This is a genomic window from Pseudomonas sp. FYR_2, from assembly GCF_043106425.1.
GTDB classification, from domain to species: domain Bacteria; phylum Pseudomonadota; class Gammaproteobacteria; order Pseudomonadales; family Pseudomonadaceae; genus Aquipseudomonas; species Aquipseudomonas monteilii.
The window spans coordinates 1-25,893 of the sequence record NZ_JBICMM010000015.1 but is presented as its reverse complement, the minus strand read 5'-3'; the positions used below and the strand labels follow the sequence as shown (position 1 = coordinate 25,893).

Genomic DNA, 25,893 nt, shown 5'->3' with positions numbered 1-25,893 from the left:
CCATTCAGATTCAAAGGCCGAGCATATCCCGTGCCACTGCCTCGGCAATGCGAATGCCATCGACACCCGCCGACAGGATCCCGCCCGCGTAGCCGGCCCCTTCACCTGCCGGGAACAGGCCTTTCAGGTTCAGGCTCTGGTAATCCTCACCCCGGGTAATCCGCAATGGCGACGAGGTACGTGTCTCGATCCCGGTCAACACCGCGTCATGCAGGTTGTAACCCTTGATCTGCCGGTCGAATGCCGGCAATGCCTCACGGATTGCCTCGATGGCGAAGTCCGGCAGGCTCGGCGCAAGGTCGCCCAGGGTCACGCCCGGCTTGTAGGATGGCTCGACACTGCCCAGCGCGGTCGAGGGCCGACCCGCTACAAAGTCGCCTACCAATTGCGCAGGCGCCTGGTAGTTGCTGCCCCCCATCACATAAGCATGGGCTTCCAGGCGCTCTTGCAGCTCGATACCGGCCAGCGGGCCACCCGGGTAGTCTCGCTCCGGGTCGATGCCGACGACGATGCCGGAGTTGGCGTTGCGTTCGTTCCGCGAGTACTGGCTCATGCCGTTGGTCACCACCCGGCCCGGCTCGCTGGTAGCCGCAACCACGGTGCCGCCCGGGCACATGCAGAAGCTGTACACCGAACGGCCGTTCTTGGCGTGGTACACCAGCTTGTAGTCGGCCGCGCCCAGTTTCGGGTGGCCGGCGTACTTGCCCAGGCGCGCCTTGTCGATCAGCGTTTGCGGGTGTTCGATACGGAAACCGACCGAGAATGGCTTGGCTTCCATGTACACGCCTTTGGCGTGCAGCATGCGGAAGGTGTCGCGGGCGCTGTGGCCCAGCGCCAGGACCACATGGCGCGAATGCAGCTGCTCGCCGCTCTCCAGCACCACGCCGGTCAGCTGGCCGTCTTCGACCAACAGGTCGGTCACCTTCTGCTGGAAGCGTACTTCGGCACCTAGGGCGATCATGTCCTGACGCATCTGCTCGACCATGCCGGTGAGGCGGAAGGTACCGATGTGTGGTTTGTTGATGTACAGGATCTCGTCGGGCGCACCGGCCTTGACGAACTCTTCCAGCACTTTGCGGCCGTGGTGCTGCGGGTCCTTGATCTGGCTGTACAGCTTGCCGTCAGAGAAGGTGCCGGCGCCGCCTTCGCCGAACTGCACATTGGACTCGGGGTTGAGTACGCTTTTGCGCCACAAGCCCCAGGTGTCCTTGGTGCGCTGGCGTACTTCCTTGCCACGTTCAAGGATGATCGGCTTGAAGCCCATCTGTGCCAGCAGCAGGCCGGCGAAGATGCCGCAGGGGCCGAAACCGACCACGATCGGGCGCTCCTGCAGGCCTGCCGGGGCCTGGCCGACGAACTTGTAGGTGACGTCCGGCGCCGGGCCGATGTTGCGATCGTCGGCGAACTTGCTGAGCAATTCGGCTTCGTTGCTGGCTTCCAGGTCGATGGTGTAGATGAACAGCAGTTCGCTGTTCTTCTTGCGCGCATCGTAGCTGCGCTTGAACAGGTTGAAGCTGAGCAGTTGCTCGTCGCGGATGCCCAGGCGCTGGACGATGGCTTCACGCAGGGCTTCGTCGGGATGGTCCAGGGGCAGCTTCAGTTCGGTGATTCGTAGCATGGCAGGGTCCAGTATCCCGGCCATGGGCGGCCGGCGGCTTTACACAAACCGCCAAGTATAAGCTGTTCGCCGCCCTGACTGGCAGGATAAAAGCGCCCGGCGATCAGTTGTCGCGTGCGCCGCCGTAGTAACCGCAGCCCTGCAGGGTCTTGCCGTCGATGCGCAACTCGGCACGCAGGTGGTGGATGGCACCGGTGGCGTTGTCTACACAGCGCTGCGGTGCGACCCACAGTTCCACATGCTGGTTGTTGGCTTCGCTGGTCAGGGTCAGGCCGCCGCCGGGTACTTCTTCTTCCAGGAAGGGTAGGGGCAGGGGCTCCTGGCCGACGCGGTTGAGCACCATGCCCTTGCCACTGGCCTTGATGTCCCACTCCGGTTCGTGGCCATTGGCGCGCAGGGTCAGCTGCTTGAAGTTGGGGTCGTCACAAGCGCGGGTTGAAGGTTCCAGGCGGTACAGGCGGCGCACTTCCAGCTGGCCATCATTGTTGGCCTGCTTGCTCCCGGTAAGGCGCCCGCGCACGTCGGCGAACAGCTTGTCGTTGGCGTCCTTGGCGAGGTTGGCGGCCTCTTGCAGGATGCCAGTCGCACCGACATCGTTGATCACGAAGGTGCGGTTTTCGCTGCATGGCTTGAACAGCAACTGGCCACCGGCGGCACGCAGTTCGCCCTGCATGCGCGTGGTGCCGATGTTCGGGTCGCTTGGCGGGCTAGCCATCAGTTGGCAGCCTGCGAACAGGGGCAGCAGGGCGGTGAGCAGCAGGGTGGGGGTGAGGCGCATGGGGCGGGCTCCGGCGATCTTTTTCAAAGAGCTGGTCACGTTACGCAGGCTGGCGACGGATCTCAAGTTAATGGTTACCAGTGCGGGCCTCTTCGCGGGCAAGCCCGCTCCCACAGGTTCTGCATAGTATTCAGAGCCTGTGCAGTACCTGTGAGAGCGGGCTTGCCCGCGAAGAGGCCCGCACTGGCGATACATTTCTGGCAGGCAGAGAAAAGGGCCCGAAGGCCCTTGTCCATCAACCGCCGAGGTACGCGTCGCGCACCTTCGGGTCAGTCAACAATGCTTCACCCGTGCCCTGCATCACCACCCGGCCGTTTTCCAGCACATACGCCCGGTCAGCAATCTTCAGCGCCTGGTTGGCATTCTGCTCCACCAGGAACACCGTCACGCCATCACGGCGCAGCTGTTCAATGATGTCGAAGATCTGCTGGATGATGATCGGTGCCAGGCCCAGCGACGGCTCGTCGAGCAGCAGCAGCTTGGGCTTGCTCATCAGTGCCCGGCCAATGGCGAGCATCTGCTGTTCACCACCGGACATGGTGCCGCCACGCTGGATGTAGCGTTCCTTCAGGCGCGGGAACAGCTGCAGCACCTTGTCCAGCTGCTCCTGGTAGTCGCCCTTGTCGGTGAAGAAACCTCCCATCGCCAGGTTTTCTTCGACGGTCAGGCGGGCGAACACGCGGCGGCCTTCCGGCACGACGGCAATGCTCTTGCGCATGATGTGCGAGGACGGCTGGCCGACCAGTTCTTCACCCAGGTACTTGATGCTGCCACTGTGCGCCTGCGGCGAGCCGCACAGAGTCATCAGCAAGGTCGACTTGCCAGCGCCGTTGGCGCCGATCAGGGTGACGATCTCGCCCTGGTTGATCTCCACGTTGACGCTGTGCAGCGCCTGGATCTTGCCGTAGAAGGTGGAAACGTTTTCGAACTTCAGCATTTACGCTTCCCCCAGGTAGGCTTTGATCACATCAGGGTTGTCGCGGATCTCTTCCGGCGTGCCGTGGGCCAGGGGGGTGCCCTGGTTGATCACCACGATGTGGTCGGAGATGCTCATCACCAGCTTCATGTCGTGCTCGATCAGCAGCACGGTGACGTTGTGCGACTCACGCAGGTAGGCGATCAGTGCCTTGAGGTCTTCGGTTTCTTTCGGGTTCAGGCCCGCAGCCGGCTCGTCGAGCATGATGATGCGCGGCTGGGTCATCATGCAGCGGGCGATTTCCAGGCGGCGCTGCTGGCCGTAGGCGAGGGTGCCTGCAGTACGGTTGGCAAACTCGGTCAGGTTGACCTTCTCCAGCCAGTACTGCGCGCGCTCCATGGCCTCTTTCTCGCTGCGGCGGAAGCTCGGGGTCTTGAACAGGCCGGCGAAGAAGTTGGTATTGAGGTGACGGTGCTGGGCGATCAGCAGGTTTTCCAGCGCAGTCATTTCCTTGAACAGGCGCACGTTCTGGAAGGTCCGCACCACGCCCTTGCGGGCGATCTGGTGGCCGGCCAAGCCCTGGATCGGCTGGCCATCGAGCAGGATGGTGCCACCGCTGGGCTTGTAGAAGCCGGTCAGGCAGTTGAACACGGTGGTCTTGCCGGCGCCGTTCGGGCCGATCAACGCCACCACCTGTTTTTCCTTGACGGTCAGGCCTACGCCGTTCACCGCCAACAAGCCGCCGAAGCGCATGCTCAGGCCGCTGACTTGCAGAATTTCGCGGCTCATCGACGCAGCTCCATGTGTGGACGTTGCATAGGCAGCAGGCCTTGCGGACGCCAGATCATCATCAACACCATCAGCGCACCGAACATCAGCATCCGGTATTCGCTGAACTCACGCATCAGCTCGGGCAGCAGGATCATCACGATGGCCGCGAGGATCACGCCCAGTTGTGAGCCCATGCCGCCGAGCACGACAATGGCGAGGATGATCGCCGACTCGATGAAGGTGAACGACTCCGGCGTCACCAGGCCTTGGCGCGCCGCGAAGAAGCTGCCGGCGAAACCGGCGAAGCAGGCACCCAGGGTGAATGCCGAGAGCTTGATCACGGTCGGGTTCAGACCCAGCGCACGGCAGGCAATCTCGTCTTCACGCAGGGCTTCCCAGGCGCGGCCGATCGGCATGCGCAGCAGGCGATTGATGACGAACAGCGCCAGCAGGGCCAGCAACAGCGCCACCAGGTACAGGAAGATCACCTTGTTGATCGAGTTGTATTCCAGCCCGAAGAACTCGTGGAAGGTCTGCATGCCCTCGGCGGCGCGGCGTTCGAAGGTGAGGCCGAAGAACTCCGGCTTGGGGATGTTGCTGATGCCGTTGGGGCCGCCGGTCCAGTCGGTGAGGTTACGCAGGAACAGGCGGATGATCTCACCAAAGCCGAGGGTCACGATCGCCAGGTAGTCACCACGCAGGCGCAGCACCGGGAAGCCAAGCAGGAAGCCGAAGGTGGCGGCCATCAGGCCGGCGATCGGCAGGCACACCCAGAAGCTCCAGCCCAGATAATGCGAGAGCATGGCGTAGCTGTAGGCGCCGACGGCGTAGAAGCCCACGTAACCCAGGTCGAGCAGGCCCGCCAGGCCGACCACGATGTTCAGGCCCAGGCCCAGCAACACGTAGATCAGGATCAGTGTGGCAATGTCGACCGCACCGCGCGAGCCGAAGAACGGCCATACCAGTGCTGCAACGATCAAACCGATGATCACATAGCGCTGGGTCTTGGGCAGGGTGAGGTAGTTGCTGACGGCCGGCGGGATCAGTTTGCGATCCGAACGGCTGCCCATCACCACACTCCACTGCTTGTCGAACAGCACGCGCAGGAACATCAGTACCGAACACACGGCAATGATGCTGATGGTGAACGAGCCCTGGCTGTGCACGACCAGGCTGATGCCGTCGATGCTCAGTTTCAAGCCCAGTACCGGGAAGGCCACGGCCCATACCAGCAAGGCGCTGAAGAACGCCTGTTTGAGATTTCTGTTCATACTTTTTCAACCTCCGGGCGGCCCAGGATGCCGGTCGGCCGGAATAGCAGGACAAGAACCAACAAGCCGAATGCCACCACGTCCTTGTACTGGTCGCCGAAGATGTCGGCGCCGAACGCTTCGGCCACACCCAGCACCAGCCCGCCGAGCATGGCGCCCGGGATGCTGCCGATGCCACCCAGTACCGCCGCGGTGAAGGCTTTCAGGCCCACCAAGAAACCGGCGTTGGGGTTGATCACCCCGTACTGCATGCTCAGCAGCACGGCCGCCACGGCGGCCAGGGCGGCACCGATGACGAAGGTGAGGGCGATGATGTTGTTGGTGTTGATGCCCAGCAGGTTGGCCATCTTGATGTCCTCGGCGCAGGCGCGGCAGGCGCGGCCCAGGCGGGAACGGGAGATGAACAGGGTAAGTAGGGTCATGGCCACCAGGGTGACCACGAACACCAGGACCTGCATGTAGCTGATCAGTACTTCTTCAGCACCACCTGGCCCGAAGGAGAAACTGCCGGGGATCAGGTTGGGGATGGACTTGTCCTTGGAGTCTTGCGACAGCAAGACGGTGTTCTGCAGGAAGATCGACATGCCGATGGCGGAAATCAGCGGGATCAAACGGTTGCTGTTGCGCAGGGGGCGGTAGGCAACGCGCTCGATACTGTAGCCATAGGCACTGGTGACGAAGATCGTCGCGACGAAGGCGACGGTCATCAGGATAGGCAGCGAATGGATACCCATCATGGCCAGGCCCGCCAAGGCGATGAAGGCCACATAGGAACCGATCATGTACACCTCGCCGTGGGCGAAGTTGATCATGCCAATGATGCCGTACACCATCGTGTAGCCGATGGCGATCAAGGCATAGGTGCTGCCGATGGTCAATCCATTAACCAGTTGTTGGAAGAAATGGTAGATCTCAGGCATTACAGCGCTCCTAAAAACCTGATTTGCATTTCGCTGGCGGGGGTAGGCCAGGAAACCGCGGGTGACGGTTTTAAGATTTTCAGGTGAGCCTGCCCCCGGATCGCGGGGATCGGGCCCATGAACCTCGTAAAACAAAGCCCACTGCTCGCACAGTGGGCTTCTTCGGTCAGCTATTAGTCACGCAGTTACTGAGGGGAGACTTCGGTCTTCGGCTTGCCGAAGTGCCATTCGTAGACGACGAACTTGAAGTCTTTCAGGTCGCCCTTCTCGTCGTACGACAGGGTGCCGGTCGGGGTCTTGAAGGAGCCGGCGTGGATGGCGGCGGCCACCTTGTCGGTGTCTTCGGACTTGGCGGCCTTGATGCCCTGGGCGATCAGCTCGACAGCCGAGTAGGCAGGGAACACGAACGGGCCGCTTGGGTCCTTGCCGTCAGCCTTGATGGCGTCGACGATCTTCTTGTTCTCCGGGTCGGCATCGAACGACTTCGGCAGGGTCACCAGCAGGCCTTCGGAGGCGTTCTGGGCGATCTGCGAGATCGAGTCATTACCCACGCCCTCTGGGCCCATGAACTTGGCTTTCAGGCCCTTTTCCTGCGCCTGGCGCAGGATCAGGCCCAGCTCTGGGTGGTAGCCGCCGTAGTAGACGAAGTCGACGTTGTTCTGCTTGAGCTTCTGGATGATCGAGGAGAAGTCCTTGTCACCGGCGTTCAGGCCTTCGAACACGGCAACCTTGGTGCCCTTGCTTTCGAGGGTTTGCTTGACCGCGGTGGCGATACCTTCACCGTACTGCTGCTTGTCGTGCAGTACTGCAACCACTTTCGGTTTGACGTGGTCGGCAATGTAGTTGCCGGCGGCCGGGCCCTGGGCGCTGTCCAAGCCGATGGTGCGGAAGATCAGCTTGTAGCCACGGGCGGTGATTTCCGGCGAGGTGGCGGCCGGGGTGATCATGATCACGCCTTCGTCTTCATAGATGTCGGACGCTGGCTGGGTGGAGCTGGAGCACAGGTGGCCGATGACGAACTTGACGCCGTCGTTGACCACTTTGTTGGCGACTGCCACGGCCTGTTTAGGGTCGCAAGCGTCGTCGTATTCCTTGGCTTCGAGCATCTTGCCATCGACGCCGCCCGCGGCGTTGATATCCTTGATGGCTTGCTTGGCGCCGATGAACTGCATGTCGCCGTACTGGGTCACAGGGCCGGTTTTAGGGCCTGCAATCCCGATCTTGATGGTATCGGCGGCAAACGAATGGCTGGCTACCCCGGCCAGTACCATTGCGGCGAACAGCTTGGAAATCTTGATCATAGTGCTCCACTCATTCTGTTGTAATTCTTATAGTCCTGGCGGCCAGGGCTACAGACCGGGCGGGATTTGCGGCGTGGCCATGCCAACGCGCAAGCCCACCTTCCCCCGGAACATGTCCCGGAACTGTACCGGTACAGTGTAGAGCGCTGTTCGAGCGCTTGAAAAGCGGTCGAAAAGTGCCTGTTTCCTGGGTTGTCGCTTGATCGACAGAAAGATACAGAAAGGCGCCATCAAACTGCCTGTATCTGTGACCCCACCCCACAACTTCGGGGTCAATCGACCAAATTACATATTTGAAACCGGGTTTTTCTGCAAAAATGCCGGCCTTTTTTATTGGCCGATTTTTGCGGATACCACCCATGACTGATCAAACAAGCACCCTCTATGCCAAATTGCTTGGCGAGACGGCAATCATCGAGTGGAAAGCGCTGGAGCGTTTCTGGGCCAAGGGTGACCTGATTTGGGTCGATCCCAGCCTGGACCTGATCACCGTTGCCGAGGCGATGGCCGAGAATCGCAGCGAGATCTTCGCCAAGTGGCGTAGTGATGGCACTGTTGGGCCGGTGTCGGCCGAACAAGCGCTGGACCTGCAAAGCCGCGATCCAGAGATCTGGGCGGTAGTGGTTTCGCCGTTCATCGTGATTCAGGTGAAGGGCCCGGACGTGGCGTGATCGTTTTTGGTGCGCAAAAATGCGCAGCGGCCCCTTATTGGTGCTTGAAAGCATTCAAGGCGGGTAGAGGGAAGTAACAATTCGGCGTGGCGGTAACAGTTTACGGGATGCGTAATGTGTCTACCCCTCTGCCAACCTGTAAAACAATTCGAATAGTCGGGAGTCATTGATGAGCACTGCACTACCTTCGCTTGGATTCGCCGGCATCGGCCTGATGGGCCTGCCCATGTGCCGACGCCTGTTGGCAGCGGGATACCCGCTGACCGTGTGGAACCGCAGCCCGGACAAGTGTGAGGCGCTGGTCGAGGCCGGTGCGCGCCTGGCCAACAGCCCTGCCGAACTGTGCCAGGGCAGCGACATGGTACTGCTGTGCCTGGCCGATACCGCTGTGGTGCGCGAGGTAGTGTTCGGCGAACACGGCATTGCCCAGGGTGGACGCAGTGGCCAGTTGCTGATCGATTTCTCCAGCCTGGAGCCCACCGCCACCCGTGAAATGGCTGCCGAGCTGGCCGCACTGTGTGGCATGGCCTGGCTGGATGCCCCGGTGTCCGGCGGCACACCTGGTGCCGAAGCCGGTACCCTGGCGATCATGGTCGGTGGCGAGGCGGTTGACCTTGAGCGTGCCCGGCCGGTGTTGCAGGTACTTGGCCAGCGGGTGACGCATATGGGGGCGGTGGGCGCAGGCCAGGTGACCAAGGCCTGTAACCAGATGATCGTGGCGTGCAACGCCTTGGTCATTGCCGAAGTCGTGGCGTTGGCCGAGCAGTCCGGGGTGGATGCGACGTTGATCGCCGAAGCGTTGGCCGGTGGCTTTGCTGACTCCAGGCCCCTGCAGATCCTGACGCCGCAAATGGCCGAAAGCCGCTTCGAGCCGATCAAGTGGCATGTGCGCACGCTGCTCAAGGACCTTGATGGCGCGGTCAAATTCTCCCGCGAGCAGGGTTCGGCGACGCCGCTCAGTGGCCTCGCCGCGCAATTGATGCGCCTGCACGGTAGCCAGGGTTACCTGCATAAAGATCCGGCGACCCTGGTAGAACTTTACCGTAACAAGGGGGGAGCATGCCGTCCTGACGCTGCAACCGCTCCAGCAGTGGTCGCAGCTCGGCCAGTGGTACCGGGCGACCCAGCAGGTAACCCTGCAGATAGTCGCAGCCGTGGGCTTTGAGGAACGCCTGTTGCTCCGTGGTCTCTACGCCCTCACTGACCACCTGCAAGTGCAGCGTGTGTGCCATGACGATAATCGCCTGGACGATTTCCCGATCTTTTTGGCTACCCGGCACATCCTGCAGGAACGTGCGGTCGATCTTCAGTACATCCAGCGGCAGGCGTTTGAGGTAGGCCAGAGATGAGTAACCGGTGCCGAAGTCGTCGATCGACAGCGCCACACCCAGGGCGCGAACGCGCTTGAGCAGGTTCACCGTGCGCTGGAGATCACCCATGAGGGCGTTCTCGGTCACTTCCAGCTCGAGTTGCCGGGCGCAGAGCCCGGCGTGAAACAGTGCTTTCTCCACTTCGTTGGGTAGCTCGTCATGGCTGAGGGTCACGGCCGAGCAGTTGACCGTGACCTTGACGTCGCCGTAGCCATAGCGCTGCAGGTGGGCCAGATCGCTGCAGGCGTGGCGCAGTACCCACAGGTCGAGGTCGATGATCAGGCCGTTGGCTTCGGCAATGCCGATAAAGCGTTCGGGGCCAAGCAGGCCATGTTGCGGGTGCTGCCAGCGCACCAGGGCTTCCAGCTTGGCCAGTTGCCCGCTGCGCATGTCGAAGATGGGCTGGTAATGGACGCAGAGCCCGCGCTCTTCGAGCAGGGCCATGCGCAGTTCTTCTTCCAGTTGCAATGCCATGGTGGCCTGGGTCTTCAAGTTGTCGTTGAAGAAGTTCAGGCTGTTGCGCCCGTTGTCCTTTGACTGATACAGGGCCAGGTCGGCATGTTTGAGCAGCTCTTCGACGCTGGTGCCGTCGTCAGGGAAGATGCTGATACCGATGCTGGTGGTCATGACCATGCGCCGGCCACCCAGGTCGATGGGCTCTTTCATTCGTTGCATGATGCGCTGAGCCAGATGACGGGCTTCGTCGCGGTTATTGAGGCTGGTGACGATGCAGAATTCGTCGCCCCCGAAGCGCGCGACCAGGTCCTGGCTGCGGGTGGCGGCCTTGATGTGGTTGGCGATCACCTTGAGCAGCTCGTCACCGGCGGCATGGCCGAGGCTGTCGTTGATGCGCTTGAAATGGTCGATGTCGAGGAACATCACTGCCAGGCGGCTTTCACTGGCCTGGTGTTCGGCCAGCCGCTCGGCGAACACCTGGTTGAAGCCACGGCGGTTGACCAGATTGGTGAGCGCGTCGTAATGCGCCGCTTGTTGCAGCGAGGCGCGGGCCTGGTCCAGCTGGCTGAGTAGCACGCTGACCCGGCGCAGGTCGTGCTCTTTACTCTGCAACTTCTTGTCGGCCAATGCGGCACTGATACTGGCACCACTGATGAGCAGGGTGATGAAGCCGATACCCAGCCCAAGTTGCAGGCTGTTGTCGCCAGAAGGCAGGCGCAGTGCGGTATCGGCCGGGATGACCAGTGTCATGGCCGACATCGCAGTGAAATGGGTAGCGACGATACCGGTCGCCATCAGCAGGCTGGCGCCGTACTTCATGGCCTGGTACAGGGTGCCGCTGCCATTACGGAAGTAACGGGCGAGGTACAACGCGGCCACGCTGGTGAGCAGGGCAATGGCAGCTGAGGCGAGCAGCAGGGCGGTCTGGTAATACTGCACGGCGCCGGTTTCCATGGCAGCCATGCCGACAAAGTGCATGAGGACGATGCCCAAGCCAATCAACACTGCGCTTTGCACAAAGTGACGCGTGCGCATTTGTGTGCGTTCCAGGCTGTGCATGGCCAGCCAGGCTACGCCCAGGGCGATGAGCAGCGAAATAATGGTCAGGGAAACGTCGTAGTGCACTTCCACCGGCGCCTGGAACGCTAGCATGCTGATGAAGTGCATGGCCCAGATGCCACCGGCCAGGCAGCACGCGCCGAGCATGTTCCATTGGCGGTGGGCAGTGGGCTCGGGGCTGTGGCATTGTCGCTCGGCCATGTCGAGCGTGGCGAAGCAGGCCGCGCAGGCAACGAAGTAGGCGAGCAGAACCAGGAACGGTTCATGGCGGCAATCAATGACGATACGCCCGGTTGCCGGCAAGTCGGCGAACAGTTGCAGCCCTAGCCACTCCATGGAATGCCTCTTGATCGAGTTTTCACTCGTCTGCGCTACAACCCTGTGCAGACTGTCCAGAGGCAGTATAGGAAGGAGTATTTAAGCCTTCCTGACTAATGGCACATTGATTCCAATGATTTGGTTATCAATGTGATTGCAGCTAGGAATAACGGATTTAGCCCTTGTGCTATCTCTGTAGGAGCGACCTTGTGTCGCGATGGGCTGCTCCTACAAGAGACCGATGTGATCAGCCGGCTACCAGCACGCGAATGGCTTCCAGGCGCAGGGCGGCCTTTTCCAGCATTGCCAGGCCATCTTCACGCTGCTTGCGCAGGGCGTTGATTTCGCTGTCACGCACACTCGGATTGACCGCTTGCAGTGCTAGCAGGCGGGCCAGCTCTTCGTCGGCCTCTGCCGCCAGGCGGCGCTGGGCTTCGGCGACGCGCTCGATGTGGGTCGGCAAGATTTTCTCTTCACCACCACTGATACGCTTGGCCAGCACATCGCGCTGGGCCTGGACGAACTTGTTGGCGCTGGCGCGTGGCACGCTCTCGAGCTGGTCGTTGAGGGTTTCGAAGGCCACGCGCGATGCCAGGTCGTTGCCGTTGGCGTCGAGCAGGCAGCGCAGTGCCGCCGGCGGCAGGTAGCGGCCCAGTTGCAGGCTGCGCGGTGCCACCACTTCGCTGACGAACAGCAGTTCGAGTAGCACGGTGCCCGGTTTGAGCGCCTTGTTCTTGATCAGCGCCACGGCGGTGTTGCCCATCGAGCCGGACAGCACCAGGTCCATGCCGCCCTGGACCATTGGGTGTTCCCAGGTGAGGAACTGCATGTCCTCGCGCGACAGCGCCTGGCCACGGTCGTAGGTGATGGTCACACCTTCGTCGTCGCCCAGCGGGAAGCTGGCGTCGAGCATCTTCTCGCTTGGCTTGAGGATCAGGGCATTCTCGGAATGGTCTTCGCTGTCGATGCCAAAGGCGTCGAACAGGGTTTCCATGTAGATCGGCAGGGCGAACTGGTCGTCCTGTTCAAGAATGGCCTCGACCAGCGCCTGGCCCTCGCCATCGCCGCCAGAGTTGAGCTCCAGCAGGCGGTCGCGGCCAGTATGCAGTTCGGCTTCCAGGCGTTCGCGCTCGCTGCGGGCATCGGCCACCAGCGTATCCCAGGCCTTGCTCTCGCCACTTTCGAGCAGCGGCAACAGGCGCGGGCCAAACTGGTGTTGCAGGGCGTTGCCGGTCGGGCAGGTGTTGAGGAAGGCGTTGAGGCCTTCGTGGTACCACTGGAACAGGCGCTCTTGCGGGCTGTCCTGCAGGTACGGGATGTGCAGCTGGATCGTGTGCTTCTGGCCGATCCGGTCCAGGCGGCCGATGCGCTGTTCGAGCAGGTCGGGGTGCGCTGGCAGGTCGAACATCACCAGATGGTGGGCGAACTGGAAGTTACGGCCTTCGCTGCCGATCTCGGAGCAGATCAGCACCTGAGCACCGAATTCTTCGTCGGCGAAGTAGGCGGCGGCACGGTCGCGTTCGAGAATGCTCATGCCTTCATGGAACACCGACGCCGGGATGCCGGAGCGCACGCGCAGGGCGTCTTCCAGGTCCATGGCGGTCTCGGCGTGGGCGCAGATCACCAGCACTTTGGTGCGCTTGAGCATCTTCAGGGTATCGATCAGCCAGTCGACGCGCGGATCGAAACGCCACCAGCGTTCGTCGTCGGCTACCTCACCCTGGGCCTGGAAGGCCACTTCCGGGTACAGCTCGGCGTGTTCGCCAGCCGGCAGGTCGCGGTATTGCTCGGGCGTGGCCAGTGGGTAGGGGTGCAGCTGGCGCTCAGGGAAGCCCTGGATCGCCGCGCGGGTGTTACGGAACAGCACGCGGCCGGTGCCGTGGCGGTCGAGCAGCTCACGGATCAGGCGCGCGCTGGCCTGGGTATCGCCGTCGCTGACTGCGGCCAGCAGGGCTTCGCCTTCGGCACCCAGGAAGCCCTGGATGGTGGCGTGCGCCTTGGGCGACAGGCGGCCCTCGTCGAGCAGTTCCTGTACGGCTTCGGCGACCGGGCGATAGTGCTCGCTCTCGGCACGGAAGGCGGCCAGGTCGTGGAAACGGTTGGGGTCGAGCAGGCGCAAGCGGGCAAAGTGGCTGTCCTGGCCAAGCTGCTCTGGGGTGGCGGTGAGCAGCAGCACGCCCGGGATCACCTGGGCCAGTTGCTCGACCAGGCCATATTCGGCGCTGACCTGATCTTCGTGCCAGACCAGGTGGTGCGCTTCGTCGACCACCATCAGGTCCCAACCGGCAGCAAACAGCGCATCCTGGGCCTTTTCGTCGTCGACCAGCCACTCCAGGGCAACCAGCGCCAGCTGGGCGTCCTCGAACGGGTTGCTGGCGTCGCTCTCGATGAAACGTTCAGCATCGAACAGGGCTACCTGCAGGTTGAAGCGGCGGCGCATTTCCACCAGCCACTGGTGCTGGAGGTTTTCCGGTACCAGGATCAGTACGCGGCTGGCACGGCCCGACAGCAACTGGCGGTGAATCACCAGGCCAGCCTCGATGGTTTTGCCCAGGCCCACTTCGTCGGCCAGCAATACGCGCGGGGCGCTGCGGTCGGCGACTTCGCGGGCGATGTGCAATTGGTGGGCGATCGGTTGCGCGCGGCAGCCGCCCAGGCCCCACAGTGCCGACTGCATCTGCTTGCTGGTGTGCTGCAGGGTGTTGTAGCGCAGGCTGAACCAAGACAGTGGGTCGATCTGCCCGGCGAACAGGCGGTCGCTGGCCAGGCGGAACTGGATGAAGTTCGACAGCTGGGTTTCTGGCAGGGTACGCGGCTGGTTCTGCCCGTCCAGGCCGTGGTACACCATGAGCCCGTCGATGTCCTCGACCTCGCGCACGGTCAGCTTCCAGCCCTCGAAGTGGGTGATCTGGTCACCGGGCGAGAAACGCACGCGGGTCAACGGCGCATTGCGCAGGGAATACTGGCGGGTGTCGCCAGTGGCCGGGTAAAGCACGGTCAACAGGCGGCCATCCTGCGCCAGGATGGTACCCAGGCCGAGCTCGGCTTCGCTGTCGCTGATCCAGCGTTGCCCCGGTTGATACTGCTGCGCCATACTGCCTGAACTCCCGCGATGAAAAAGCCGATTATGTTAACGGATCGGCCGGTCAGACCAAAGTGCGAACGCACCGAAAGGTGTCGAACGACAACAGGAAGTAAGTCAGTCTAGCTGTTTCATCGCCTCGCACTGCGCAGCCGACGAGGGCACCGCTTCTATATGTCTGCCAAGCACCGCTGGATGAGCGCTTCCATGGCCGTGGGCAGCCTGCTGCTGCTGAGTGCCTGCGAGCAAAAGAATTTCGAGACCTTGCCCCCCATTCCGATGGAACAGCTTGAAGTGCTAGGCGTCCAGACACCGATCAAGAGCGTGCACTACCGTGACCGCGACGGTGAAGGCCTGCTGGTACTGAGCCGCAGCGATGGCCAGGCCAGTGACCCGGAAAGCGAACAGGAAGTGGACAAGGTGGTACTCAAGGCCACCTTGTACGGGCGCACTGCCGAAAGCGATGCATTCAAGGCGCGTTGGCAGATCGAACAGGAAACCACCTGCCCGGGGCTGGACCTGGACGTCGACTTCTACACCGACGTCAGTGATGTCAGCGACTTGAACAAGGACGGTGTCGCCGAGGTGACGGTAGCCAGTCATGCCTTCTGTGGCGGCGGTATCGACCCCCACGACATCGCCATCGAGATGCGCGAAGGGCAGGCCAGCTACACCATTACCGGCCAGTCGCTGATCACCCCGGCGGGCGAGGAACCGGTCGGTGGCGAGCGCGAGGACAGTGCGTCGCTGAAAACCGCGCCGCAGGTATTGCGCGACCATATGGACGCAGTCTGGCAGCAGGTTTACAAGCGGCCCTGGAGCGAAGCCAGCCCGCCAGATGACGACGAGCCTGGCGACGAAACCGAGTAAATGTTGTCCATGACATCAAGGTAAACCCGCACCTGCCGATACAGGGGCACAGGAGAACGTCCATGCTGCCGCCGATCATTCCGCTCAGTGCCGCCCCGGTGACCTCGCAACAGGACCCGGTCAAACCCACCCCCGACATCAAACCGGTGGTGCCGACGCAGCCTGCGTCCGGCGAAAGTGCCATCGACCTCAAGCACCAGCGTGACCCGCAAGAGCAGGCACTGTTGCTGCGCGATGAGCAGCGTCGCCAGCAGCAACGCAGGCAGAAGGGCGATCAGGAACGCTACAGTGCCATGCCCGGTGATGAGGTCAACGCCGACAACACCGTGCCGGTGGCCCCGTTGATGGGCGAACACGTACGCCAGGGGCTGCTGGTGGACATCGAAGTCTGACAGGGGGCTGGTCAGCACCTGCGGCTGGCCTCATCATGCAAGTCTCAGTTGATCGTCGAGCCCACCCATGAGCCAAGACAACCTCATCGATTTCGATGCCGAACGCGCCAAGCGCGTCCACGACCTCAAGGAAAAGCGCCTGAACGACATGCGCAACGCATTCGAGCAGGCCCTGCCGTTGAACAGCAGCAAGAAAAAGAAACCCAAGAGCAAGCCGAAGAAGCGCTGAAATTTGACGCAGGTCAACCTTGCACCCGCCTCGCGTGCCCGGCCTCGGGCACCATTGATCCCGATCAATTTTTCCCCCCGCCACATTGGTTACCTTGCACCCATCGGACAACGGCAAACGAATGGGGAGACCAGCATGTTCTTCGACAACGTGGTTATCGCCGGTGTGGTAACGGTCGGATTGATGTTTGCCTTCTTTGCCGGTCTGGGCATTTTCATCTGGAAGGACTCGAACAAGCGCAAGCCGCGCTGACCTTCCGGGTACACGAGCACGCAAGGCATTTAGGGCGACTTCGGTCGCCCATTTTTTTGCCTGGGATGTGTGCTTTGGCTGCACGTCGATAAAGATGATTAGCTAGCTAATTATTCATTTCCGCTTTATCCTGCTCGCCATTGTCTATCTTTTCTACAAGACCATCCCCGCAAGGTCCGCTTCGTGCCCATTACCTTCCAGGCCCTGTTCGCCCCCAGCAGCCTCGCCCTCAAGTTCGCCCTCAAGACCCTGCTCGGGGGTGGCCTGGCGTTGTGGCTGGCGATGCGTTGGGGCCTGGAGCAACCGGCATGGGCACTGATGACCGCTTTCATCGTCGCCCAGCCGCTGTCGGGCATGGTGGTGCAGAAGGGCCTGGCGCGGCTGGCGGGTACCTTGGTTGGCACCGTCATGTCGGTGCTGTTCATTGGCCTGTTTTCGCAGACCCCAGGTTTGTTTCTGCTCACCCTGGCCCTTTGGCTGGCCCTGTGCACCGCCGCCTCTACCCAACTGCGTAGCGCCTGGGCCTATGCCTTCGTGCTGGCCGGCTACACCGCCGCCATCATCGCCTTGCCGGCCATCGACCACCCACTGCAGGTGTTCGACCAGGCGGTGGCGCGCTGCACCGAGATCTGCCTGGGTATTTTCTGCGCCACCGCCAGCAGTGCCTTGCTCTGGCCCATGCGCGTGGAACAGCAACTGGGCGGGCAGGCCCGACAGGCCTGGCAGAACGGTCTGCAAGCCGCCAGTGCCATGCTGGGTGGCGAGGACGAGGCGCGCAAAGGCTTGCTGGAAAGCCTGGGACGTATCGTGGCCATCGACAGCCAGCGCGAACATGCCTGGTTCGAAGGCAACCGTGGCCGGCAGCGTGCCCGTGCCATTCGTGGGCTCAGCCAGAAGCTGATGGTGCTGTTGCGCATCTCCCGTTCGGTGCGCCGTCAGTGGCGGCAACTGGATGAGCGGGAGGCTGAGCACCTGGCGCCCTGGTTGCACGACGTGCGCACACTGTTGGGCAAACCCGACACGCCCGGCCTGTTGCTGTTGCGCCAACGTATCTGGGATGCCGCCCACGATGAGCAGATCAGTTCGGCGGAGCACTTCTGCCTAGCGCGCATGGCCCTGCTGCTGGATTACGCTATGGCTGCCGGCCAGGCGCTGGAGGATGTGGAGGCGGGCAGGGCGCCCAAGGATGTGTCCCAAGGCCTGGCTGCGCACCGCGACTGGTCGCTGGCCTTGCTGTTTGGTTCGCGCAGTGCGCTGGCCTTTCTGGTAATGAGCGGGTTCTGGCTGGCCACGGCCTGGCCTTCGGCGCCGGGTGGCCTGGTGCTGACCTGCGTAGTCTGTAGCCTGTTCGCCAGCCGTGAGAACGGCGCGCAGATTGGCTTGAGTTTTTTGCGCGGGATTTTCCTGGCCATACCTGCTGCGTTTCTGGTCGGGCAAATTGTGCTGCCGCAATGGAGCAGCTTCGCCATGCTGTGCCTTGCCATGGGTGTGCCGCTGTTTCTTGGCGCGCTGGGCATGGCCCACCCCCGTACCGGGGCCACGGCCACCTCCTATTGCCTGCACTTCATCGTGTTGGTGTCGCCGCTCAACGCCATGCAGTTCGGTGTGGCGTCCATGCTGAACAGTGCGTTGGCCATGTTGGTGGGGGTGTCTGCAGCGGTCATGGCCTTTCGTTTGCTGGTGTTCCGCCACCCGGCCTGGCTGGGCCGGCGACTGCGCGCAGCCACCCAGAGCGACCTGGTGCGCCTGACCCGGCGCGACCTGCGTGGGGCCGACAGCTGGTTTGGCGGGCGGATGGCTGACCGCCTGATGCAACTGGCGCGGCATGCCAGTGAATTACCGGAAGACGAGCGCAAGCGCTGGGACGACGGCCTGCATGGGCTGGACATTGGTGATGAACTGGTACACCTGCGCATGTGCCTGGCGGTCGCCCAGGCCCCCTTGGGGCGTGCCGAGCGCGAGTACCTGCAACAGGTAGAGGCGGTACTGGCCAAAGGGCCTGCCGCCGGGCGCGGGCAGCGCCTGGACACCGCCAGTGAGCAATTCATCGCTGCCCTGCGCCGGCTGCCTGCCAGCGACCCGTTGCGGCTGGCTGAAGGTGCGGTGCTGCAACTGCAAAAAAGCTGGGGCAAATGGTGCCGCTGGCAGGAGGAAGCCCATGGGGTTACGTGAATGGGAAGTGGGCGGCGTGCTGCTCAGCCCGTTTCTGCTTTATGTGTTGCTGGCGCTGCTGCTCACCGGCCTGTTGCGCCTGGTGGTGCAGGCCACGCCGCTGGGGCGCTGGATCTGGCATGAGGCGCTGTTTGATGCGGCGCTGTTCGTTTGTGTGTTGTTCCTGGTGGTACGCCTGCTGGGGCCTTTATGAAGGAGTGTTTCGATGCGTGCGGCCGTACGTACCTTGGTGACGCTGTGTGTGGTGGCCTTGGCCGTGTTGGCCGGCTACCAGCTGTGGCAGTACTACATGCTTACCCCCTGGACCCGCGACGCCCGTGTGCGCGCCGATGTGGTGGTGATTGCGCCTGACGTGTCCGGCTGGGTACGCGGACTCAAGGTCCATGACAACCAGCAGGTCAAGGCGGGCGACCTGTTGATGAGTATCGACCGTGAGCGCTTCCAGGCCGCGTTCGACCAGGCCAGCGCCGTGACCGAGACCCGCGTCCAGCAGTTGCGCCTGCGCGAACGTGAAGCCGCCCGGCGCACGGCCTTGGGGCCCGAGGCGATCAGTGCCGAGTTGCGTGAAAACGCCCAGATCAATGCGGCCATCGCCCGTGGCGAGTTGCACGAAGCCGAGGCGCAGTTGCAGGTGGCCAGGATCAACCTCGCGCGCAGTGAAGTGCGGGCGCCGCGCAGCGGGCATATCACCAACCTGCGTCTGGCCGAAGGCAACTATGTGAACACCGGGGAAGCGGTCATGGCCCTGGTGGATGATTCAACCTTCTATATCCAGGCGTACTTCGAGGAAACCAAGCTGCCACGTATTCGTGTGGGGGATAACGTGAAAGTCTGGCTGATGGGGGCGGGTGAGCCGATGCAAGGGCAGGTGGAGAGCATCAGCCGCGGTATTACCGACCGCAACAGCAACCCGGACAGCCAACTGCTGCCGGAAGTGGAGCCTACCTTCAACTGGGTGCGCCTGGCCCAGCGCATACCGGTAAGGATTCGTCTGGACCAGGTGCCGGAAGGGGTGACCCTGAGTGCGGGGATGACGGCCAGTGTGCAGGTGCATGAGGACCGGGGTCGGCAGTAGCTCCAACCCTACACCCTGAGCGGTGAGCGCTGAAAACCATGGCGCGTTCATGCGCACCTGCGTTAGGCTGCGGCTTGCGAGTTGCCCGGTAGAGGCGACCCATCCCCCGCCAGGCGTGCGTATCTTCCGATATCATTGCGAGGTTACGTCATGGCCATCACTTCCCAGGACATCTGCAACGCTGCCGACCAGCTCAAGGGCTTTGTCGGTTTTCATGGCAAGCGTGGTGTCCATATTGTGCGTTTTTCCGAGGATTCGTTCGGCATGGACGTGGCCGACGACAGCATTACCCCGTGCAACGAGTTTGTCTGGCGGCCCGAGCAAGGGCAGCGCATGGCGTTGTGTCGTGAGCGGCTGGCGCTGTTGCTGGAGCAGCATGTGGATGACCGCTTGAATATTGGTGAGCCTCTGCGTGCTTACCTGCGCCGCCAGGACCTGCCAGAGATCGTGGCCGAGCGCAGCCTGCAACAGCCCTGATGCCCCCTGCAGGAGCTGGCTTGCCCACGAGAACCCAACCCGGTGTATGGCACCGGCTTTGCCGGTGTTCGCGGGTAAACCCGCGCCTACAGAGAGTGTGTGTTGCCTTGGGATGTAGGGTGTAGCAACGCCTCCAGCTCGGCCCTGTCCACTGGCCGGCTCATGTAGTAGCCCTGCACTTCGTGACACCGGTCGTTCTCCAAGGCTTTGAGCTGCTGTTCGCTTTCGACGCCTTCGGCAGTCACCGTCAACCCCATCGCTTCGCCCAGGTTGATGATGGCCTGAACCACCGCTCGGTCGCTGCCGCCGTTGTTGTTCAGGCCACTGATGAAGCGCTTGTCTATCTTGATGCTGTCGAACGGGTAGGTGCGCAGGTAGCCCAGCGATGAGTAACCCGTGCCGAAATCATCCATGTTCAGGCGCACGCCCAGCTCCTTGAGCGACAGCATGGTGCCCAGCGCGCCTTCGATGTCGTTGAGCATCACGTTCTCGGTAATTTCCAGCTCCAGGCGCTGGGCCGGGAAGGCGGTTTCCAGCAGGATTTCACGCACGTCGGCTACCACGTCGCTGCGCAGGAACTGCGCGGGCGACAGATTCACCGAAACCAGAATGTCGGCTGGCCAGTCATGGGCTGTGCGGCAAGCCTCGCGTAGCACCCAGCGGCCCAGCGCGACGATGATGTCGCTTTGCTCGGCCAACGGGATGAACGTGTCCGGCCCCAGCAACCCTTCCTGCGGGTGCTGCCAGCGAAGCAAGGCTTCGACCGCTACGATACGTCGGTCGCTGAGGCGGTAGCGCGGCTGATAATGCAGCTCGAACTCCTGATTGCGCAGGGCCCGGCGCAGGTCGTTTTCCAACTGGCGGCGGTACTGGATCTGCTGGTTCATCTCGGCAGCGAAGTAGCGCCAGGTATTCTTGCCATCGGCTTTGGCCTGGTACAGGGCAATGTCGGCGCAACGGATCAATTCGCCCGCATCGAAACCCTGGGTGCGGGTTTGGGCGACGCCAATACTGGCACCGACATGCAGGGGTTGGCTGTCGAAGGTGATGGGTTGTTGCAGCAGGCTGATCAGGCGCGCGCAGAAACGGTCGATTTCGTTGCGGTTGTCCATGCCGCTTAGCACCACGATGAACTCGTCGCCGCCCAGACGCGCTACCAGGTCACCGTCGCGGGTGGTATCGCGCAGCCGCGTCGCCACCTCTTGCAGCACGGCATCCCCGGCAGCATGGCCGAGCGAGTCGTTGATCGGTTTGAAGTTGTCGAGGTCCAGCAGCAGCAGGCTCAAGGGTGGCGAGTCGGTGCCACGCAACAGGGCTTGCTCCAGGTGCCTGGCGAGCTTGTTGCGGTTGGCCAGGCCGGTCAGTGGGTCGTGCAACGACAGGTGCTGAATGCGCGCGTGGGCGTCGACTTCGTCGGTGATGTCGCTGGCGGTGCCGCGAAAGCCGCTGGGCTTGTCGTCATACCAGATGGCGCTGGCCGAAATCCTGCAGTAGCGGTTTTGGCCATTCTGGTCGCGGTAGGTACAGCGCAAATTGGCCAACTGTTGTGGGTCGGTGCTGGTCAGGGCGTCCAGCCAAGGCGAGAGCGGGGTGGTATCGCAGGCCAGCAACTGGTTGAGCGGTTGGCCCAGCCAGTCGTCCACGGGGTAGCCGGTGACGTTGGCAAAGCGTTGCGACAGGTAGGTCAGGCGTTGTTGCCGGTCGGTTTCCCAGATCCAGTCAGATGCCGATTCGGCCACCGCGCGAAAACGCTGCTCGCTGGCTTCCAGCGCCTGGTTGCTCTGTTGCAGGTGAGTGAGTGTAAGGCCGATTGCCCGCGTGCTGCGCAGGGTGAGGCGGAACAGGTACAGCATGATCAAGCCAAGCATCAGCAGCGCGCCTACCAGTGGCGGCAAGACCGCCCACAGCAGCTGGCGCCCGGGCAGCGGGCTGTTCCAGGCCAAGTGGTAGCCGGTATCGCCCAGCTCGATGCGCAAGTGGCCGTGCTCACCCCTGTTGTCCTTGTCCACATGCATGCCGGTAAGGCCGGCGCCGGTGCCCAGCCGCGTCAGCTTGTCTTCGGTAAGCTGGTCGATGAACAGCATCACCGGGGCCTGGCGTACCTCACTTTCAGTGACATCGCGGTCCGGTCGAACAGCGGCGGCAGTCAGCACGGCCGGCCAGCCGTTGAACAGCACGTAACGGGTGGTCTGTTTCCGTGGCACGGCCGCGGCGCGGGCCTGGTCGATGATCGGCTGCAGGGGCGCGTCTATATAGGTGTTGGCGCCTGCCTGGCTGGGCTGTCCCTTGAATAGCGCGTAGGTGGTGCGGCTGTCCTCTACAACGAACACCCCTTCGTAGCCGCTGGCGCTGTACAGCGACTCGCCTACATTCTTTTCTTCATAGGCCCATTTCCAGTCTACCTGGCCCGCCAGGTGTTCGAAGGCAGCATCCCACACGGCATAGCTGGACAAGAACTGGCGCGAGGCGATCAGTCGCTGCTCCAGCGCCTGGTTCGCATGGAAGGCGCTACGCTGACGTTCCTGGTGATCAAGGGTGGCGGCGATGTTGAACAGTGCGCCCAGCGTAACCAGGCAGGCCAAGCCGAAAATTGCACTGAAACCGGCAATCAGGCGGCGCACGTGAAAGCGCGGTGTGGGGCTGGCGGGGTGGAGTTTGGCAGTCCTGGCCATGCGTCAGCGGCTCCTTCAGGCAGCCTCCCGCCAGGCAGTCAGGAAGGAGGTTCAATCAGGATAGGCCAGCTTGAGCGTAGAAGCCTCGCCACGGGCAAAATTGACCTGGTCGCGGCCTGCGTGCTTGGCGGTGTAAAGCGCCTTGTCTGCCTGGTCGAGCCAGTGCTCGGGTGACTCCAGGGTGGCTTCGAAGGGGGACAGGCCGATGCTCATGCTGATGCGCAGGTGCGGCAACTGTGGGTTGCGGTAGTTGGCGACCCGTTCGCGCAGGCGCTCCATGGCCTGGCAAGCCTGGGCCTCGCTGGTGTCCGGCAGCATCACACAAAACTCGTCGCCGCCATAACGCCCGGCCTGGTCGCCTTCGCGCAGATTACGGCGCAGCTCTGCGCTCAGCTGGCGCAGCACACAGTCGCCGACCACGTGGCCGAAGGTATCGTTGATGGTCTTGAAATGGTCGATGTCGATCAGGGCGATGACCGCGTGCCCCTGCTGTTGTTTACAGCCCTGGAACTTCAGCAGTAGCAGGTCTTTCCATGCGCCATGGTTAAGCAGCCCGGTCAGGCTGTCGGTGAGGCTCAGGGCGCTCAGCCGGCGCTTGTGGTCAGCCAGTTTGATCGCCAACTGGTAGCACACCCAGCCCAGGACCAGCGGGTACAGCGTCAGCATTGGCAGGCAGGCGTACACCTGCAGGGGGGTGGCGGTCAGCTGCAGGCCGGGGCCAAGCAGCAGGATGGAGACAAGCATGCCGGCCAACTGGGCCAGCAGCCCACGAAAAACCATGCGCTTGCCGCCGGCTGCGACGTTGTTCATGGTCATCATGGAAAGGACCGTCACGCTGGGGAGCGGGTTGAAATGCATGGCGGCAGTCCAGAACCCGCACATCAGCGAGTCCAGTAGCAGGTTGCGCTGCTCTGCCTGGTAGGGCATCGCCGAGCGGCTTGCCCACAGGTAGGCCATGTGCGGCCACAGCAACCCGTTGAACAGCACCAGCAGCCATGCCCAGGTGGGGGGAGACAGCGGCGCAATGGCCGCCATGACACTGAACAGACCGATGCCTAGGCCGATGACACGCGGCAGATAGATGCGCTTGACGAATGAAAGGCCTTTGCCGCTGCGGTTGTCCATCGTGTTCATCGCTATTCTATCGGGGTACCGTTTATCGCATAACGCGCATGAATATTGTTGAACAGTGTTTCATCGGCGAAAAATGACCTTACAAGCCAATTCACGGTTGATCTGATCACTGTGGGGTAGCATGAAGGCTTTTCTGTTGCTCGGAGTGTTGCTGATGATCCCTTTGGCCAACGCAGCCGGCGAGCCGGCGCCACAGCGGGATGGGCGTTTTCACAACCAGGCATCGTTGCCGCAGGATGGGGTGCTGAAAAAGCTGCGCATCGGGCTCAAGTACCTGTTCGTGCGCAAGCCCCCGCAAACCCGACCGGCCACCCTGATCAGCCTCACAGCACTTTTCCGGGCGCGGGCTGCTGGACAGCAACCGGACGCTGTGGGCGTCCTGGGTGATCATCGATGACGATGTGCGGGTGTTCTTCAGTGGCGATACCGGGTACTTCGACGGTTTCAAGCAGATAGGCGAGCGTTTCGGGCCGTTCGACCTGACCTTGATCGAAACCGGCGCCTACAACGTCGCCTGGCCCAACGTACACATGCAGCCGGAGCAGAGCCTGCAGGCCCACCTGGATTTGCGCGGGCGCTGGATGCTGCCGATTCATAACGGTACGTTCGACCTGTCTACCCACGGCTGGCAGGAGCCTTTCGAACGCATACTGACGCTGGCCAACCAGGTCCAGGTGCGCTTGAGCACGCCGCAGATGGGCGAGCGGTCAGCCTTGACTCACCGCATGCCGGGCAGAACTGGTGGCAGCCACGGCCTGTGCGTCAGCGGGGCCACGCCAAAGAGCGCAAGATGGCGGCACGCTGAGCTTCAGTTGTGGTCATCCTTGCTGCGCCGGCGCGGGGCTTGGTCGTCTTTCAGCAGTTGCGAGGGTGGCTTGCCACTGTCGCTGCGTACCTGGGCATGGCTGATCAGGGCAAAAATGAAGCTGCCACCAATAATGTTGCCTGCCAGGGTCGGCAAGGCGAATTCCAGCCAGAAGCTGCGCCAGGTTTCTTCGCCGGCCCACACCAGATAGGACACCTCGACGGAGCCCACTACTATATGGGTGAAATCGCCGAGGGCCATCAGGTAGGTGATCATCAGGATGATCCAGACCTTGGCGTGCTCCATGGACGGGATCATCCAAACCATGGTGGCGATCATCCAGCCTGACACGATGCCTTTGGCGAACATCTGGCTCAGGTCGTTCTTCATGACCTTGCGGCCAATCTCCAGAAAAGCCACGTCCGTCTTGCTGTCGAATATCGGCAGCTCCAGCATGACCCAGGCCACTAGCAGGGTGCCGGCCAGGTTGCCGAGCAACACCACACCCCACAGGCGCAGCAGGCGACCGAAGTTGGCCAGGGTGGGGGAGGTCATGACGGGCAGCACGGCGGTGAGGGTGTTCTCGGTAAACAGTTGCTGGCGCGCCAGGATCACGGCGAGGAAGCCGGCGCTGTAGCCGATGCTGGCGACCACCTGGGCACTCTCTCCTTCCGGCAGGCGTGCGTAGAACAGCCCCATGGCCATCAGCGACAGCCCCATGGACAGGCCGGCGGCCAGTGCCGACCACCACAACGCGGCGAGGGTACGTTCCAGTTCCTGATCGCCCTGGTAGCGGATCATCTCGTGCAGCACTGCCGCCCGGGGCGGTTGGTTGTGGCTGACCTCCTGCTCTTCATCTGCAGACAGGCCCGGGGTTTTCTCGCTTTGCGCATCGCTCATGGCCGCTACGCTCCGTGGGGGGTGTTTCTCTACAGATCCGTGGCGCTCTCATTAGTTGCCAGGTGGGGGTAAAACACGCGCGGAAAGTTTTTTCAGATCAAGGTGTTGACTCTGATTTCAAAGCGCGTATTATTCGCCTCCTCGCAGCGATGAACGCTTCGGGGCAAGCGGTAAGTGTTTGAAGTTGTTGGCTTTCGAAAGAAAGTGGTGGTAAAAAACTTCAAAATAAACGCTTGACAGCAAATGAGGAAAGCGTAGAATGCGCGCCTCGGTTGAGATGAAAAGCTCTTAACCAAACGCTCTTTAACAAATCGAATCAAGCAATTCGTGTGGGTGCTTGTGAGTACGGACTGGTAGTCAAAAAGATTATCAGCATCACAAGTG

At 62.2% G+C, this 25,893-nt stretch carries 21 protein-coding genes and 2 pseudogenes; 11 read left to right on the top strand and 12 right to left on the bottom strand.

Going from position 1 to position 25,893, the window contains the following annotated elements:
• Positions 1-10: 10 nt before the first annotated feature.
• The 7 genes from ACF8R4_RS04940 to ACF8R4_RS04910 form a co-directional block, all read right to left on the bottom strand.
• Positions 11-1,618, bottom strand: coding sequence for an NAD(P)/FAD-dependent oxidoreductase (locus ACF8R4_RS04940; protein WP_016713793.1), 1,608 nt, complete (start codon positions 1,616-1,618; stop codon positions 11-13).
• A 103-nt stretch (positions 1,619-1,721) separates the two neighbouring features.
• A complete protein-coding gene (locus tag ACF8R4_RS04935) occupies positions 1,722-2,396 on the bottom strand; it encodes a COG3650 family protein (RefSeq protein WP_028698538.1) in 675 nt (224 codons plus the stop codon).
• A gap of 235 nt (positions 2,397-2,631) precedes the next feature.
• Positions 2,632-3,333, bottom strand: coding sequence for an ABC transporter ATP-binding protein (locus ACF8R4_RS04930; RefSeq protein WP_003254879.1), 702 nt, complete (start codon positions 3,331-3,333; stop codon positions 2,632-2,634).
• Entirely contained in the window at positions 3,334-4,101 is a 768-nt protein-coding gene (gene livG / locus ACF8R4_RS04925; protein ID WP_013973920.1) for a high-affinity branched-chain amino acid ABC transporter ATP-binding protein LivG, read from the bottom strand.
• Positions 4,098-5,354: a high-affinity branched-chain amino acid ABC transporter permease LivM gene (locus ACF8R4_RS04920; protein WP_060497845.1), complete on the bottom strand. Its 1,257-nt coding sequence runs from the start codon at positions 5,352-5,354 to the stop codon at positions 4,098-4,100. Before ACF8R4_RS04920 ends, livG begins: the two co-directional genes overlap by 4 nt.
• The gene (livH, locus tag ACF8R4_RS04915; protein ID WP_003254876.1) at positions 5,351-6,274 is read right to left on the bottom strand and encodes a high-affinity branched-chain amino acid ABC transporter permease LivH; all 924 of its coding nucleotides are present in this window, start codon (positions 6,272-6,274) and stop codon (positions 5,351-5,353) included. The genes ACF8R4_RS04920 and livH overlap by 4 nt, the downstream gene beginning before the upstream one ends.
• A gap of 185 nt (positions 6,275-6,459) precedes the next feature.
• On the bottom strand, positions 6,460-7,575 hold the full coding sequence (locus ACF8R4_RS04910; RefSeq protein WP_104833306.1) for a branched-chain amino acid ABC transporter substrate-binding protein: 1,116 nt from the start codon (positions 7,573-7,575) through the stop codon (positions 6,460-6,462).
• A 359-nt stretch (positions 7,576-7,934) separates the two neighbouring features.
• On the opposite strand from ACF8R4_RS04910, the gene ACF8R4_RS04905 reads away from it, so the two are divergent.
• Together ACF8R4_RS04905 and ACF8R4_RS04900 are read left to right on the top strand one after the other, a co-directional pair.
• Entirely contained in the window at positions 7,935-8,246 is a 312-nt protein-coding gene (locus ACF8R4_RS04905; protein WP_060497842.1) for a DUF2288 domain-containing protein, read from the top strand.
• Positions 8,247-8,415: 169 nt separating this feature from the next.
• Positions 8,416-9,291: pseudogene (locus tag ACF8R4_RS04900) on the top strand (NAD(P)-dependent oxidoreductase); the annotation flags it as partial.
• Here the strand turns inward: ACF8R4_RS04900 and ACF8R4_RS04895 are convergent.
• Positions 9,203-11,467, bottom strand: coding sequence for a putative bifunctional diguanylate cyclase/phosphodiesterase (locus ACF8R4_RS04895; RefSeq protein ID WP_392491799.1), 2,265 nt, complete (start codon positions 11,465-11,467; stop codon positions 9,203-9,205). The pseudogene ACF8R4_RS04900 and the gene ACF8R4_RS04895 overlap by 89 nt on opposite strands.
• Positions 11,468-11,696: 229 nt before the next feature.
• Complete coding sequence (gene rapA, locus ACF8R4_RS04890; protein WP_060497840.1) at positions 11,697-14,543, bottom strand: RNA polymerase-associated protein RapA; 2,847 nt, start codon at positions 14,541-14,543, stop codon at positions 11,697-11,699.
• Between the two features lie 162 nt (positions 14,544-14,705).
• Between rapA and ACF8R4_RS04885 the strand changes: the two genes are divergently transcribed.
• From ACF8R4_RS04885 to ACF8R4_RS04850, 8 genes are all read left to right on the top strand, one after another.
• Entirely contained in the window at positions 14,706-15,401 is a 696-nt protein-coding gene (locus tag ACF8R4_RS04885; protein WP_060497839.1) for a M949_RS01915 family surface polysaccharide biosynthesis protein, read from the top strand.
• Positions 15,402-15,463: 62 nt separating this feature from the next.
• On the top strand, positions 15,464-15,793 hold the full coding sequence (locus ACF8R4_RS04880; protein WP_016713804.1) for a hypothetical protein: 330 nt from the start codon (positions 15,464-15,466) through the stop codon (positions 15,791-15,793).
• Positions 15,794-15,860: 67 nt separating this feature from the next.
• Positions 15,861-16,022, top strand: a complete 162-nt coding sequence (locus ACF8R4_RS04875) for a hypothetical protein (protein ID WP_016713805.1) — start codon at positions 15,861-15,863, stop codon at positions 16,020-16,022.
• Positions 16,023-16,157: 135 nt separating this feature from the next.
• Positions 16,158-16,274, top strand: a complete 117-nt coding sequence (gene ccoM, locus ACF8R4_RS04870) for a cytochrome c oxidase subunit CcoM (protein WP_008097462.1) — start codon at positions 16,158-16,160, stop codon at positions 16,272-16,274.
• A 183-nt stretch (positions 16,275-16,457) separates the two neighbouring features.
• Complete coding sequence (locus tag ACF8R4_RS04865; protein WP_060497838.1) at positions 16,458-18,446, top strand: FUSC family protein; 1,989 nt, start codon at positions 16,458-16,460, stop codon at positions 18,444-18,446.
• On the top strand, positions 18,433-18,639 hold the full coding sequence (locus ACF8R4_RS04860; protein WP_016713807.1) for a DUF1656 domain-containing protein: 207 nt from the start codon (positions 18,433-18,435) through the stop codon (positions 18,637-18,639). The genes ACF8R4_RS04865 and ACF8R4_RS04860 overlap by 14 nt, the downstream gene beginning before the upstream one ends.
• A 12-nt stretch (positions 18,640-18,651) precedes the next feature.
• Complete coding sequence (locus ACF8R4_RS04855; protein WP_392491796.1) at positions 18,652-19,521, top strand: efflux RND transporter periplasmic adaptor subunit; 870 nt, start codon at positions 18,652-18,654, stop codon at positions 19,519-19,521.
• 150 nt (positions 19,522-19,671) lie between these two features.
• Positions 19,672-19,998: a DUF2025 family protein gene (locus ACF8R4_RS04850; RefSeq protein ID WP_016713809.1), complete on the top strand. Its 327-nt coding sequence runs from the start codon at positions 19,672-19,674 to the stop codon at positions 19,996-19,998.
• An 86-nt stretch (positions 19,999-20,084) separates the two neighbouring features.
• On the opposite strand, the gene ACF8R4_RS04845 is transcribed toward ACF8R4_RS04850, so the two are convergent.
• Both ACF8R4_RS04845 and ACF8R4_RS04840 read right to left on the bottom strand, forming a co-directional pair.
• Entirely contained in the window at positions 20,085-22,670 is a 2,586-nt protein-coding gene (locus tag ACF8R4_RS04845; protein WP_392491793.1) for an EAL domain-containing protein, read from the bottom strand.
• Between the two features lie 51 nt (positions 22,671-22,721).
• Positions 22,722-23,795: a diguanylate cyclase gene (locus ACF8R4_RS04840; protein ID WP_104835380.1), complete on the bottom strand. Its 1,074-nt coding sequence runs from the start codon at positions 23,793-23,795 to the stop codon at positions 22,722-22,724.
• Between the two features lie 130 nt (positions 23,796-23,925).
• Here ACF8R4_RS04840 and ACF8R4_RS04835 point away from each other — a divergent pair.
• Positions 23,926-24,609: pseudogene (locus ACF8R4_RS04835) on the top strand (MBL fold metallo-hydrolase).
• 3 nt (positions 24,610-24,612) lie between these two features.
• On the opposite strand, the gene ACF8R4_RS04830 reads toward ACF8R4_RS04835, so the two are convergent.
• A complete protein-coding gene (locus ACF8R4_RS04830) occupies positions 24,613-25,509 on the bottom strand; it encodes a formate/nitrite transporter family protein (RefSeq protein ID WP_104833302.1) in 897 nt (298 codons plus the stop codon).
• Positions 25,510-25,893: the final 384 nt, after the last annotated feature.